The sequence below is a fragment of the Rhodococcus sp. H29-C3 genome (assembly GCF_030063405.1).
Classification (GTDB): Bacteria; Actinomycetota; Actinomycetes; order Mycobacteriales; family Mycobacteriaceae; genus Rhodococcoides.
Genome location: NZ_JASITC010000003.1, coordinates 356315 through 369088 on the forward strand (window position 1 = coordinate 356315; position 12774 = coordinate 369088).

Consider the following 12774-nt stretch of genomic DNA (forward strand, 5'->3'; position numbering starts at 1 on the left):
GCACAGTCTTCGTTGGATCTAGCGAGTACGGCTCGCGGCAGGACCTGCGGGACGACGACTACGTCCTCCGCCGCCGCCGGCTGCGTGCTGGCGTGCTGCACCGCCTTGACTGCCCTGGCCCTGACCGCCACCACCGCCACCGCCACTGCGACGCGGAGCGCCGCCGCTGCGAGGGTTGCTGCTGCGTGAGCCCCCATTGCCGCGTGGGCTGCCCTGACGAGGCTGCTGAACGGCCTTGACTGGGACGGGCTCGACATATCGAGCTTGCTCGCCGACGAGTTCGGACACCTGAGGTGAGTCGGCCGTGACGCGGACCGGGGTCACCTTGATGTTGGCCTTGCGCAGGAGGATTGCGGTGTCCTTGCGCTGCTCTGGGAGAACGACGGTCACGACATCTCCGGCGCTTCCCGCGCGAGCGGTGCGGCCCGAGCGGTGCAGGTATGCCTTGTGCTCGGCAGGCGGATCCACGTGCACGACGAGCTGAACGTCATCGACGTGCACACCGCGAGCGGCGACGTCGGTGGCGACGAGTACACGCGCCGAGCCCGAGGAGAATGCGAGTAGGTTGCGGTCACGTGCACCCTGAGAAAGGTTGCCGTGCAAGTCGACCGACGGGATTCCAGCTTCGGTGAGCTGCTTGGCGAGCTTGCGGGCCTGATGCTTGGTCCGCATGAACAGGATGCGACGTCCGGTGCCCGAAGCCAGTTGCTGCACCAGCTTCTTCTTCGCTTCGACACCGTCGACCTCGAAGACGCTGTGCGTCATGGCTTCTACGTGTGAGTCGACTTCGTCGACGGAGTGCGTCACCTGGTCGGTGAGGAACCGCTTGACGAGCTTGTCGACGCCGTTGTCGAGCGTCGCCGAGAACAGGAGACGCTGACCCTTCGGTGGGGTGGCGGCGAGAATTCGAGTCACCACCGGAAGGAACCCGAGGTCGGCCATGTGGTCGGCTTCGTCGAGAACGGTGATCTGCACGCCGTCGAGTGAGACGTGGCGCTGCTTCATCAGGTCTTCGAGCCGACCCGGGCAGGCGACGACGATGTCGACGCCACCCTTGAGGGCGGATACCTGACGGTTCTGCGAGACGCCACCGAAGATGGTGGTGACGCTGAGCTTGTACGCCGCGGCCAACGGTTCGATTGCGGCGGCGATCTGTGTTGCCAGCTCGCGGGTGGGGGCAAGGATCAGTCCGCGTGGGCGGCCTGGCTTGCGGTTACCTGGGAGCTGTCCGGCGAGGCGGGCAACCATGGGGATCGAGAAAGCGAGGGTCTTGCCACTGCCCGTCTTTCCGCGGCCGAGAACGTCGCGTCCTACGAGGGTGTCGGGGAGTGTGTCAGCCTGGATCGGGAAGGCGTCGACCTTGCCCTGGCTGGAGAGAACTTCGGCGAGCGCGTTCGGAACGCCGAGTGAAGCAAAGGTAGTCATAACGATGTGATGCGCCTTTCGGGCAAGGTGTTGCACCACGGGCTGTACGCCCGATAAGTGCAAAGGGGTGGCGAGACTGCCGGTGGGCAGTTTCGATCGCCGTAAGAAAAGCCTGTGCGCGGTGCACATGGACTACGCGGCCGGGGCCGGGCGGAAGTAGAAGCATTCCACGACGTCTGACGTGCAGCTACGCGCGTCGATGACCAGTGTAACCGGTGGCGCTGTCGTTTCCTTCCCGGAGTGACCCATCAGGCATCTACGCCGCGGAGAGGTCGATCACCAACTCTTGCTCAATGAACGACGGGTAGCTGATGACCACGGGCATCGGCGGCGCTGTCGAGCTGTACTCGTGCCCGGTCGGTGTGGTCATGTCGTAGATGTGGATGACGCCGGGCTTCCGTGCTTTTCGAGGTTCGGCACTCCACCCGTCTGCTTCCTTGGCGTGATTGCATGCGGCGCACAAGCCTGCACCGTTGTTCGCGCTGGTGTCGCCTCCGCGTGCGTAGGACCGAATGTGGTCGTGGTGACGAATCGGTGCGTCGCACCACGGTGTTCGGCACGTTCGATCACGCAGGTCGATCAATCGGGCCAGCGCTGCCGGGAAGATTCGAGCTTTCGATTCCATCGCGGTGAGCGCGCCGGTCGAGGGGGTGGCATACACCCTGCGGAGCTCTACCCGGGTGGTCTCCGCGCACGCAGTGCCTACCAACTTGCGGGCGATGACCGCAGGGATCTCTCCGTATCCCTGCAGGTGGGCGGGGACGGTGCTGTCGGCGAGAAGAGTCGTGTCGGCGATCACGAGGTTGACCGACACCGGCGCACCCGTGCCCGCTGATGTCGTTCCGGTGATGCGCTCGTACGCTAGGTCGGCCATGATCTGGTCCCTGGTTCGGCTCTCTCCGTCTGCGTTGATGATCGAGTCGGCGTCACGTCGGAGGGTCGCCCACATGCAGACGGCGCGATCCATCGATGTCAATGTCGTGAATTGGCACATGAAGTCCGGTTGTGGTCGAGTGCTGGTGCGGCGCGCCGAGAACGCCTTTTCGAAGCGCTTCACTACCGACGCGGGATCGAGTTCAGCGGCCATCGCTCGGGCCCTCGCGGCGATGGCGTCGTCACCGAGTCCATTCAGGCTGTGCCCGTCCGCGCACAGCCGTTTATCGATGACCTGCCGGTCCTCGACCGTCAAACATGCTGTCTCCCTGGCGATCAGAATGGCGCGATACTCGTTGAGTTCACCGCCTCGTAGGCGGTCGAGGGTGTGCGGCATCTCATGCACGAGTGATCGTGCCAATCCGAGGAAGGTGGCACCCTTGTTCGGGGACACTCGCCGCGCGAGTCCGATCTGCGAGGCGAGGCCTGCCCGCCACTGCGCCTTGGGTTTTCCGAGCGCCTTCCGTTGCTCGCTGATCGAGACGGCGACGGCATCGGTGGTCACCGCCTGGGCTGCTGCGCACGCGCAGGTTGCGGTCTCTAGCGCGGTGATCAGGTCGATTCCGGTGGCCGCGTCGGGCACGGGTTTCAGCTCGTTCAGTCGCGCCACGAACTCCAGTACCTCGGATGCCTGCATGAGACCCCCCAATCTCGAACGTATGTTCGACATTATCGAACCTCGGCCGGATCCGCAATCCCCGCTGAAGTCGACGACCTACCCCTCCGCTGCTGTGAGCAGAGATTTTGGTGCGCAAAGGTTCTCGTGAGCAATAGTGGAGTCGTGGCCGACTCGACACCGCAAATGTTCTCCTCCGACCTCCGTCGACAGCTGTTGCGTCATCGAGTGCTCGTTCTCGACGGCGCACTCGACGACGACAACGGGACCGTCTTGACGACCCATCTCCTGACCCTCGCCGCCGAGAATGCATCGGCTGACATTGCTTTGTGATCCACTCGCCGGGCGGATTGGTTTCGGCGATGCTCGCCATCCGAGATGTCGTGCGCCTGGTGCCGTGAGTTATCGACACTTGCCCTCGGGTTGGCCTGCAGCGCCGGGCAATTCCTGCTGTCTTCGGGTACCCACGGAAAGCGTTACGACTTACCCCACGCCCGGATTCTGATGCACCAAGGCTCCGCAGGTATCGGCGATTCGGCAGTCGCAGTGGAGGTGCAGGCGAACGACCTACGGCAGACCAGAGACAGTGCTCGGTCTGATCGCACACAGACTGGGGTTTTGCATCAACCGGCAGCGCAAGGTTGCAGCACCATCCCCGACCTCATTCTGGCAGCCGACGAGGTGGTGCGAGTGCGCTCGGGAATGGAGGCGATACTCTCCGAACACACTGGCCGAGACGTTGCGACGCTCCGGCACGACACCGGCCGAGGCCTGGTGCTGACCGCGTCGGCAGCCCTCGACTACGGAATCGTCGACCAGGTTCTGAAGAACCGCTAAGTCGCGAGCGTAGTAACGCCACCCCGGGTCAGGTCATGGAGTGCGAGGCCGGCGGACTCGGCAATGGATGTCCCAGCGCACCGATGACGGCCGCGAGGATCTCGCTCGACGGATCTTTACGGCCACGTTCGACTTCGGAAAGATACTGCGGTGAGATGCCGGCTCGATTCGATGCTGATGACCTCACCCATGGGCCGAACCCCAGCGCTGGTCCGGAACGAGCGCGCGCAATTCTGCTCAGAGCAGAGGGAGAGATCTGGTGCCCTCGGCAGGATTCGAACCTGCGACCTACCCTTTAGGAGAGGGTTGCTCTATCCCCTGAGCTACGAAGGCGAGTTGTGCACGTGCGAGTGTACAACTCGCCTTGTCAGTCGGCGGCAATCGCGTCGACGATTGTCGAACGTGCAGCGTGGAGAGCTGGGGGAGCCGATCCGATGAGGGAGAGGGCGAGTGCGACGAGTCCGTAGATCACCACGGTCGGCCCGATGGAGTAGGGGATGAAGATTCCGGTGCTCGCGCCGAGGATGAGGGTGCTGAGGTATTGCAGGGCGGCGCCGATTCCGATGCCGAGGATGCCGCCGACGATCCCGACGGCTACTGCCTCCGCTATGACCATCCGTGCGAGCGTGCCGCGGCGCCCGCCCATGGCGCGCAGGACGCCGAGTTCGCGTCGGCGTTCGAGGACGGACAGTGTCAGTGTGTTCAGTAGTGCTACTGCGGCGACGAGAGCCACGATCCATTGGAGCGCGACGGCCAGTGCTCCGGCCTGCGCGATGGACCCGCTGGCTCCGGCCAGCGCTTCCGCGCCCGAGTACACGTACACCTCGGGCGGCAGGGTGGCGTCGAGTTCGCCGAGCACGGTGGCAGCGTCGCCGTCGACGGCTATTTCGAGGTAGGTCGCGCCGGGGCGGTCGAACCATTGCTGCATCGATTGCAATGAAATGGCCATTGTTCCGCCTGCGGCGTTGAGGTAGTCGACCAGTGCGAGAACTTCGACTTCTCGGATGCCTGTCGGAGTGGGGAGCTCGATGATACTTCCAACCGAAATTCTCTGTGCTTCACCGAGTGTGCGCGAAATCGCGACACCGTCGCCGCGTAATACCGCAGCGCGAACGTCGTCGTCGAGGACGGACAGGGTGACGGCATTGCTGCCCTCGCCGACGGCTTGGATGGAGACGAATTCTTCGTCGAGTGTGGCGTAGGCCCATTGGCCTTCGACCACGTTCTGCACTCCTGGGGTGTCGCGGACACGTTGCACCACTGCGGGATCCAAGGTGGAGCCCGCGGGGACCACCGAGCTGGGGGTGAGCGAAACGTAGATGTCGGTGCGTCCGAGAGAGGATAGTGAGTCCGTTGCCGCGGAGGTCAAGTTGTCCAGGGCTCCGGACACTCCGACACTGACTCCGACGGCGACGACGATGGTCATCACCGTCGCCCAGATCCGTCGCGGTGCTCGTTCGACGGTGGCCGTCGCGAGTCGGCCGGCGCCGCCCCAGCGGCGGGGGAGTGCGGCGACGGCATCGACGATGAGTTCGGTTCCGCTGACGCAAAGAGCGAGGACGCCGAACAGAAACAGTGCACCTGCGGCGAGGGTCAACTGGCCTTCGATGGTGGAAGCGAGGACGACTGCTCCGACGACGCCGAGCACTCCGAGTGCCGCTGCGCCGACCGTGATGGACCTTCTTCTACCGGCGTCCGTCTCCGAGCCCCCGACGGCGAGTGCTTCCACCGGCGAGATTCGGTACACCTGAACTGCGGCGACCGCGGAGGCGCCGACGCAGGCCAGGATGCAGGCGATGATCGCCACGGGGATGGCGTAGCCCGGCAGCACGTATTCGATGCGAGCGTCGAATTCTTGCAGTAGAAAAGGCGGCAGACCGCTGATGGCGATGCGGCCCATGATAATTCCGAGCGGAGCGCCGATTGCCCCGCCGATCAGTCCGACGAGGGCTGCTTCACCGAGGAGATCGCGGACGATGGTCGATCGCCTGCCGCCGAGCGAGCGCAGCACCGAGATGGTCGGGCGGCGTTTGGCTATTGCCATGTTCATGACGTTGAATACGAGGAAGCCTGCGACGACGAAGGCGATGAGCGAGACCATCAATGTCGCATTGCGCGTCAGACTGATCGCGGAATCTGCTCTGTCGGCCCGAAAGTCTGGGTCCATCACCGCCACGCGGCCGGCGACGGCGTCGGTCATCGATTCCTTAACGCCTTGATTCGAACCGTCGATCACGAAGATCGAGTCGATTCTTCCTGCGCGATCGGTGAGTGTCTGGGCCAAGTTCAGTGGCGCGACGAGAAACATTCCGCCACCGATTCGCTGTGATCCTGCACCGGAGACCACACCGGCGACGGTCAGCGGTGTTCCGCCGACGTCGAAACTGTCGCCTTCCTGCAACCCTGTCGAGGGTCCGACGAGCACTGCTCCCGGTGTGGCGAATTCGGTGACCGACCCGGAGACGGCGGTCTGCAGATCAGAGTCCAGCGCTGTGATCGAGGAGTCGACGCCGATGACGGTGATCTTTCCGAGTCCGGTCACGAGGTCGCTGCGGAGCATGGGAACGGCCGCGTCGACACCCGGTACTTCACGAACCACATCGAGTTCGGACTGGGAGAACCCGCTGTCGGTGACGCCGATGATCTCGAGGTCCGCGTTGCCGGCAATGGAAGCGGTGAGCCGTTCGACCGATCCCGTGAGCGAACCGTATGTTCCGAGGACTGCGATGAGCAGACCTGCAGCAACGGCGACGACGGCGGCCGAGACGAGCGATCGAACCCAGTGTGTACGGAGATCTCGAAGCCCGAAAACTCGGAATCGGCTGAGAGCGGTTTCGATCACAGTTCGGAACCGGACAGGACATCGGTGTCGATCCGGCCGTCGAGCATGCTGATGACCCGGTCCGTATTGCGAGCGGCCTCGAGGTCATGGGTCGCCATGACGACGGCTCGGGTGCTGTCACTGTCGTGGGCTATGTCGGCGAGGATGTTGAGAACGGTCTGCGAAGTCTTGGAGTCGAGGTTGCCGGTCGGTTCGTCGGCGATCAGCAGCGCCGGATTCATGATGAGAGCTCGGGCTATGGCGATGCGTTGAATCTGTCCACCGGATAGTTGCGCGGGCCGGTGCTCGGCTCGATCGGCCATGCCGACCATGTCGAGCAAGCGGAGGGCATCGACTTTTGCTTTACGGATGGGCATTCCGTCGAGAAGTTTGGGGACGGCGACGTTTTCCCACGCCGACATCGTCGGGAGCAGATTGAAGAACTGGAACACGAAGCCGACTTTGTGCCGCCGAAAGTCTGACTGTTCGTTGTCGCTCAACCGGGTGATGTCGACGCCGTCGAAGATGACAGATCCCGAGTCGGGTACGTCGAGGGCGCCGAGCATGTGCAACAAGGTGCTCTTCCCCGCGCCGGAGGGAGCGACGAGCGAGACGAACTGTCCACCCTCGATCGTGAGACCCACGCCGTCGAGGGCTCGTACCGGTTGATCTCCAGCCGAGTACTGCTTGACGACGCGGTCGAGGCGAAGCGACAGTGCTGCCATGTTGATGGCTCCCGTTCCGAAAAGGAGAACCGCCCACACATGTGCGGGCGGTTCTCTGTAGTGACAGCGTCCGCCAGTGCGCCTCTCGGCAAGAGGCCGCTCGAAGCGGCAATGTTGTTGGTACCCGGGGCATGGATCGAACGCTGTCGAAGTGCTCAACCACAACCCTGGAGCAACTATTCCTTCACTGTTACTACCCTGGGCGGGGATTTTCTAAGCAGCACCCTGAGATGCTTCGAGTCGGCGTGCGACCAGGGCAGCTTGCAGGTGGCGGATGCCCGAGGGTCGGGTCGGATCGAAACCGGTGAGCTGAGCGATGCGCTTGAGCCGATAGTCGACCGTATTCGTGTGCAGATGTAACTGCCGCGCCGATCGCTGTCGATTGAGGTCGTGCGAAATGTGGATCTCCAACGTCTCGAGCAACTCCGGCGAAGAATCGAGTGGTTCCAGAATCTGGCGAAGGTGACGCCGGCCCGGACCGGGCCGGGTGAGTTGGTATTCGAGCACCAGATCGTCCATTCGGTACAGACCTGATGGTCGGTGCAGTTGGTGCGCGAGCGCAAGAAGTTCGTGGACCTGGTCGGCCGCTGTAGGGATGTCGGACATGGAGGACTGCTCGGCGGTCACAGTGACAGGAACTTCGGCGGCGGTACTGATGCGATGCACCAGAGCTTCGACCCATTCTTCGTCGTGGACACCGGGGATGAGGACGGTGCCTCCTTCTGTGCTCAGCATCGACAGCGGAGTGCGGCCGCATAGCGTTGCCAATTCGGCTTGCACGCGTCGTAGCTTGCGCCGGGCAGCGACTGTTTTCTGGATCGCCGGGTCGTTCTCGTCCGGGTGCGGGGGGACGGAGATCGCGAGTACGAGGTAGCTCTCGGCTAGTTCTATGCCGGACTGGCGCGCAATTGCAACGGCGTTGTGGCCGCTGAGTAGTGAGGACACCAATGTGTGTGCAGCTGTGTGATGTTCGCTGGCGACTGCTTGGAGTTCCTCTACATAGCTCTTGGACGCCGCGATCGATACTTTTTCGGACAGCAGTACGAACATCCTGGCCGCCTCGATCAGGTTGCTGGTGTCACCTGCGCCTGCGCGTTTGGATACGAGATTCCAGCCGATCTGAATGCCCTCGTGATAGACGGTGAGCACTGATTCGAGTGGAACGCCCTCGCGTGCCCACTGGCTTGCCTTGGCTCGCAGTTGGGCAAGATCGCTCTCGTTGGGAGCTCGACGTTCGTCGAGCATCTGGACCGCGATGCTGATGCATTTGACGGTGAATTCGGTGACGTCGCCGTGCAACTGCTCGCCGGGCAATGAACCGCAGGGAGTGTTGGCAGCGAAGTGGCCGACGAGTTGGCGCGCCACGGCACGGAAATCGCGAAGCGGAGCGGACGCGAGCTCGCCTGCGACCATTATTCCGAGGCTCTTCGTGTTGTGAACGGTCACAGATCAGCCCTTCGGGTAGGAACTTCAGCTCTGGAGGGAACAAAGTTTCTCGCAAGTTTTATAGTGCAAGCTTGCATTTTTTGACTCGAACTATGTCATATAACCACTTTTTGCATACTTTAGGTTTGTTTTCGGGCTACTAGCGGACTTGATCATAGGATGTTACGAACGCCTTATCCAGGGTTTGAAAGAAAGAATTTGTGAAGGCTCTCAACTTCATGTCCCGAGGCTTGCGACATCGCCTAAAAAATCGGTATCTGGTTCACAACACGATGGTCGGCCGCTTAACGTTGACGGACGGCCATTCGATCGGCTGAGGGAACGTGCGAGGTGCGCTCGAGGGGGTGGGATGGTCAGCGGAGCGGTGAGTCAACTGGTACTGCTTCGAGAGCTGGAACCTGTGATCGGAGCAAATCTGGACAGGCACTTGGCCGCAGCGACCACGTGGGACCCGGCGGAGTATGTCGATCCCGAGAGGTATTGGCGTCAGCGCCGATCCACCCTGACCGAAACCGCCAAGGCAGCGTTGGTAACCTCGCTACTCACGCACAGTAGTACTGCGCTCGACCATCGCGAAGTGTATGGGACGAGTGCTGCTCGCAACACCTGGTCCAGATGGATGCACGAGTGGAACGGTGAGAAGAAGTGTCACGCCGAGGCAATCCATCGATACTTGGTGGCGACGCGAAGCGTAGATCCGGTTGCGTTGGACCGCGCGCGTTTTCAGTGCATGACCGTGGGGATCGAGTCCGCGATGGAAGGGCAGCACCTGCTGCGGTCGATCGTGCACGCCACGGTCGACGTCATGGCTACCATGGTCAGTCATCGCAACACCGCGGCCGAGTGCAACGATCAGGTGGCTACCGAACTTTTGGGCCGCATCGTCGCGGACCAACAACTGCACCTGGATTTTCTTCGCGACGCAGCGTCTGCCGCGCTCGATATCGCACCTGCCCAGACGGCGAAGGCCATCACGGAGGTCATCCTCAATTTTCGGATGCCGGGCACCGGAATGCCAGGCTTCGAACGCAGTGCGATGCTTGTCTCACGCAACGGGATCTATGATCTGCGACGTCATCTCGACGAAGTGTTGTTGCCGATCCTGAGGCACTGGCGAATTTTCGACCGTGTCGATCTCGGCCGGGGCGTGGGAAGCACGGCGATACTCTCGGACTTCCTCGACGACTTGGAGAACCAGGCGGAAGTGATCGAAGCCCAAAAGCTCCGTGCGTCGTAGGGGCGACGTACGAGGAAATAGCTCCCCGGGGGGTCTGTGGGAAAAGTAGCCTCTCTCCGGTTTCGATGACGAAACTGGAGGGAGGCACCTTTTGTTGCCCCCGACAGGACCGCATGTCGTCTATCCTGGGCCGACATCTGATCCTTACCGGAGGTTCGCACGTGACTAGACCCCGAACCATTGTCGTAGGCATCGACGGATCGGAATCGGCGGACCGTGCGGCGATCTGGGCCGCCCATTCGGCCGTGGCCAGGAACGCGGTGTTGCGCATCGTCATCGCCATTGCACCGCATCCTTCACCTATGCCGCGAGACCCTGGCGAAACAACAGACGCAGTAGCCCGGTCCCGACTAGAAGCTGCCCGAATCCTCGCCCGAGAGTCGGTCGAAGGTGTCCCACTCGACATCGTCGTCCAAGCGCGTGAGGGCAATACTGTGGACGTTCTGCTCGACGAGTCGTCCAGAAGCGACATCGTGGTCCTCGGTGCGCGTGGGCTCGGAGAGTCGGATTCAGGGGTACTCGGATCGGTGGCGGTCGCGCTGAGCGCACATTGCACCTGCCCGGTCGTCGTGGTCCGTGGGCGATCGATGGACGGTCTGCCGCCGGCTCAAGGGCCGGTAGTGGTTGGAGTCGACGGCTCGGCAATCAATCAGCTCGCGATCGTTGCCGCGTTCGACGAAGCGGCACAACGCGGTTCGGCGTTGATCGCGGTGCACGTCTGGTCCGATGTCAGTCTCGCGCACGGCGCAGGTGTACCGCAGGACTGGGATGTCATCTCCGCCTCCGAACAAGCCGTGCTCGCGGAAAGTCTTGCAGGCTGGCAGGAGAAGTACCCGGACGTCGAGGTGCGGCGCGTTGTCGCACAGGATCGTCCGGTGCGCGTGCTCAGTCAGTTGTCCGAGCAGGCTGCGCTGATCGTGGTCGGCAGTCGTGGACGAGGCGGATTCACCGGCATGTTGCTCGGATCCACCAGCTACGCATTGATCCAGACTGCCGACTGCCCAGTGATGGTGGTTCGCGGCTCCTAGATAGAGACCGTCAGGAGGAACGCGACGTCTTCGACGGCCTCGACGCTGTGCCTCGCGTCCGGAACGACCAGGAGATCGCCGGCGGAGCCCTTCCAGGACTTCTCGCCGCTCACAAGCTTGAGCTGACCGCTGAGGACGATCACGGTCGATTCGCCGGACAGGTCGTGCTCGCCGAGCTTCGTACCTGCGACGAGGGCTACCACTGTCTGACGAAGATGGCGCTGATGGCCGCCGTAGACGGTCTGTGAACTTCTGCCACTGGACGTGCCGACGGCGAGTTTCAACTGTTGTCGGGCAAGGGCGGTGAGTGACTTCTTGTCCATGCGCTCAGTATGACTCACGAGAAGCTTCGGTCAGAGCGGTCTGCTCGAATGCCTGTGCAGATCAAGTACTTTGGTAAGCCTTGCCGTACTGAATGAAGCGATAGCGAATGGCGTCGTTGCTGCTGGATTGCCACTCGCCGGTGAGTGCGACCCAGTCACCGGACAGGGTCGGCGCCGAAGTGTCGCCAGCGACCGGAAGGTCGATCTCGGTGACCTGCAACTCCGTCGCGAACGGCATTGCCGCTCGGTATATCTCACCGCCGCCGACGACCCAGGCGGGGTCGCCGTCGGTGAGACTCAGCGCAGCTTCGACGCTGGAGACGACCTGAGCGCCTCGCGCCTGCCATTCCGTGTTACGCGTGACAACGACGTTCCGACGTCCAGGCAGCGGACGGAACTTCGGCGGAAGTGAATCCCAGGTCTTTCGCCCCATGATCACCGCGTGATCAGCGGTGATCTGTTTGAAATGCGCAAGATCCTCCGGAACTCGCCAGGGGATGGACCCGCCGTCGCCGATTGTTCCGCCAGTGGTCTGCGCCCAGATCATTCCGATATGACGAGGGGGCATCAGACTGCCACCGGCGCTTTGATTGCCGGGTGGTGCACGTACCCGACGACCTCGACATCTTCGAAGGTGTAGTCGAAGATCGAATCACGTTGTGCGAGTCTCAGCTTCGGGTAGGCATACGGCTCACGGGTCAACTGCTCGGCGACCTGATCACGGTGATTGTCGTAGATGTGGCAGTCTCCGCCCGTCCAAACGAAGTCACCGACCTCGAGGCCGACCTGCGCCGCCACCATGTGCGTCAACAACGCATAGCTCGCAATGTTGAATGGGACGCCCAGAAAGAGATCGGCGCTGCGTTGATACAGCTGGCACGACAGCTTGCCGTCTGCAACGTAGAACTGGAAGAACGCATGGCACGGAGGCAACGCCATCTGCGGGATCTCACCGACGTTCCACGCCGAGACGATCATGCGTCGTGAATCCGGGTTCGTGCGGAGGGTGTCCATCACCTGGGAGATCTGGTCGATGTGTTCGCCCGACGGCGTCGGCCACGATCGCCACTGCACGCCGTAGACGGGCCCTAGTTCGCCGTCTGGGGCTGCCCACTCGTCCCAGATGCTGACACCGTGCTCGCGCAACCACTCGACATTGGACTCGCCGCGCAGAAACCAGAGCAGTTCGTAGACGATCGACTTCAGGTGCACGCGCTTGGTGGTGATCAGCGGAAAGCCCTCGCTGAGATCGAAACGCATCTGGTGCCCGAAGATGCTCGTGGTACCCGTTCCGGTACGGTCCGATTTGGCGGTGCCGGAATCGAGAACGTGGCGGAGCAGGTCCTCGTACGGCGTTGGAACCTTCACGGTGAACAGTGTAGG

The 12774-nt window shown here is 62.5% G+C and carries 12 protein-coding genes, 1 tRNA gene and 1 pseudogene; 4 read left to right on the forward strand and 10 right to left on the reverse strand.

Annotated elements, in window-relative coordinates:
* Window positions 1-18 precede the first annotated feature (18 nt).
* On the reverse strand, window positions 19-1425 hold the full coding sequence (locus QMK32_RS08940) for a DEAD/DEAH box helicase (protein WP_283474399.1): 1407 nt from the start codon (window positions 1423-1425) through the stop codon (window positions 19-21).
* A 256-nt stretch (window positions 1426-1681) separates the two neighbouring features.
* Complete coding sequence (locus QMK32_RS08945; protein WP_283474730.1) at window positions 1682-2995, reverse strand: HNH endonuclease; 1314 nt, start codon at window positions 2993-2995, stop codon at window positions 1682-1684.
* A 126-nt stretch (window positions 2996-3121) separates the two neighbouring features.
* Here QMK32_RS08945 and QMK32_RS25260 point away from each other — a divergent pair, with 126 nt between their 5' ends.
* Both QMK32_RS25260 and QMK32_RS08950 read left to right on the forward strand, forming a co-directional pair.
* Complete coding sequence (locus QMK32_RS25260) at window positions 3122-3307, forward strand: hypothetical protein (protein WP_349307553.1); 186 nt, start codon at window positions 3122-3124, stop codon at window positions 3305-3307.
* Between the two features lie 45 nt (window positions 3308-3352).
* Entirely contained in the window at window positions 3353-3811 is a 459-nt protein-coding gene (locus tag QMK32_RS08950; protein ID WP_349307554.1) for a ClpP family protease, read from the forward strand.
* Between the two features lie 70 nt (window positions 3812-3881).
* On the opposite strand, the pseudogene QMK32_RS08955 reads toward QMK32_RS08950, so the two are convergent.
* The 5 genes and pseudogenes from QMK32_RS08955 to QMK32_RS08975 all read right to left on the reverse strand — a co-directional run.
* A pseudogene (locus tag QMK32_RS08955) lies at window positions 3882-3977 on the reverse strand (helix-turn-helix domain-containing protein); the annotation flags it as partial.
* Window positions 3978-4068: 91 nt separating this feature from the next.
* Window positions 4069-4144 (reverse strand) — tRNA-Arg (locus QMK32_RS08960).
* Window positions 4145-4178: 34 nt separating this feature from the next.
* Window positions 4179-6653, reverse strand: a complete 2475-nt coding sequence (locus tag QMK32_RS08965) for an ABC transporter permease (protein ID WP_283474400.1) — start codon at window positions 6651-6653, stop codon at window positions 4179-4181.
* Window positions 6650-7348, reverse strand: a complete 699-nt coding sequence (locus tag QMK32_RS08970) for an ABC transporter ATP-binding protein (protein WP_283474731.1) — start codon at window positions 7346-7348, stop codon at window positions 6650-6652. Before QMK32_RS08970 ends, QMK32_RS08965 begins: the two co-directional genes overlap by 4 nt.
* Window positions 7349-7570: 222 nt before the next feature.
* Entirely contained in the window at window positions 7571-8803 is a 1233-nt protein-coding gene (locus tag QMK32_RS08975) for a PucR family transcriptional regulator (RefSeq protein ID WP_283474402.1), read from the reverse strand.
* 364 nt (window positions 8804-9167) lie between these two features.
* On the opposite strand from QMK32_RS08975, the gene QMK32_RS08980 reads away from it, so the two are divergent.
* The gene (locus tag QMK32_RS08980; protein ID WP_283474404.1) at window positions 9168-10040 is read left to right on the forward strand and encodes an acyl-ACP desaturase; all 873 of its coding nucleotides are present in this window, start codon (window positions 9168-9170) and stop codon (window positions 10038-10040) included.
* A 161-nt stretch (window positions 10041-10201) separates the two neighbouring features.
* Complete coding sequence (locus QMK32_RS08985; protein WP_283474406.1) at window positions 10202-11068, forward strand: universal stress protein; 867 nt, start codon at window positions 10202-10204, stop codon at window positions 11066-11068.
* Here QMK32_RS08985 and QMK32_RS08990 read toward each other — a convergent pair.
* From QMK32_RS08990 to QMK32_RS09000, 3 genes are all read right to left on the reverse strand, one after another.
* Window positions 11065-11391, reverse strand: coding sequence for a cupin domain-containing protein (locus QMK32_RS08990; protein WP_084347738.1), 327 nt, complete (start codon window positions 11389-11391; stop codon window positions 11065-11067). The two genes, QMK32_RS08985 and QMK32_RS08990, sit on opposite strands and share 4 nt — an antisense overlap.
* Window positions 11392-11452: 61 nt before the next feature.
* The gene (locus QMK32_RS08995) at window positions 11453-11959 is read right to left on the reverse strand and encodes a dihydrofolate reductase (protein ID WP_269301079.1); all 507 of its coding nucleotides are present in this window, start codon (window positions 11957-11959) and stop codon (window positions 11453-11455) included.
* Window positions 11959-12759 carry a thymidylate synthase gene (locus tag QMK32_RS09000; RefSeq protein ID WP_269301078.1) on the reverse strand — a complete coding sequence of 267 codons (801 nt, stop codon included), beginning with the start codon at window positions 12757-12759 and terminating at the stop codon, window positions 11959-11961. The genes QMK32_RS08995 and QMK32_RS09000 overlap by 1 nt, the downstream gene beginning before the upstream one ends.
* Between the last annotated feature and the right edge of the window lie 15 nt (window positions 12760-12774).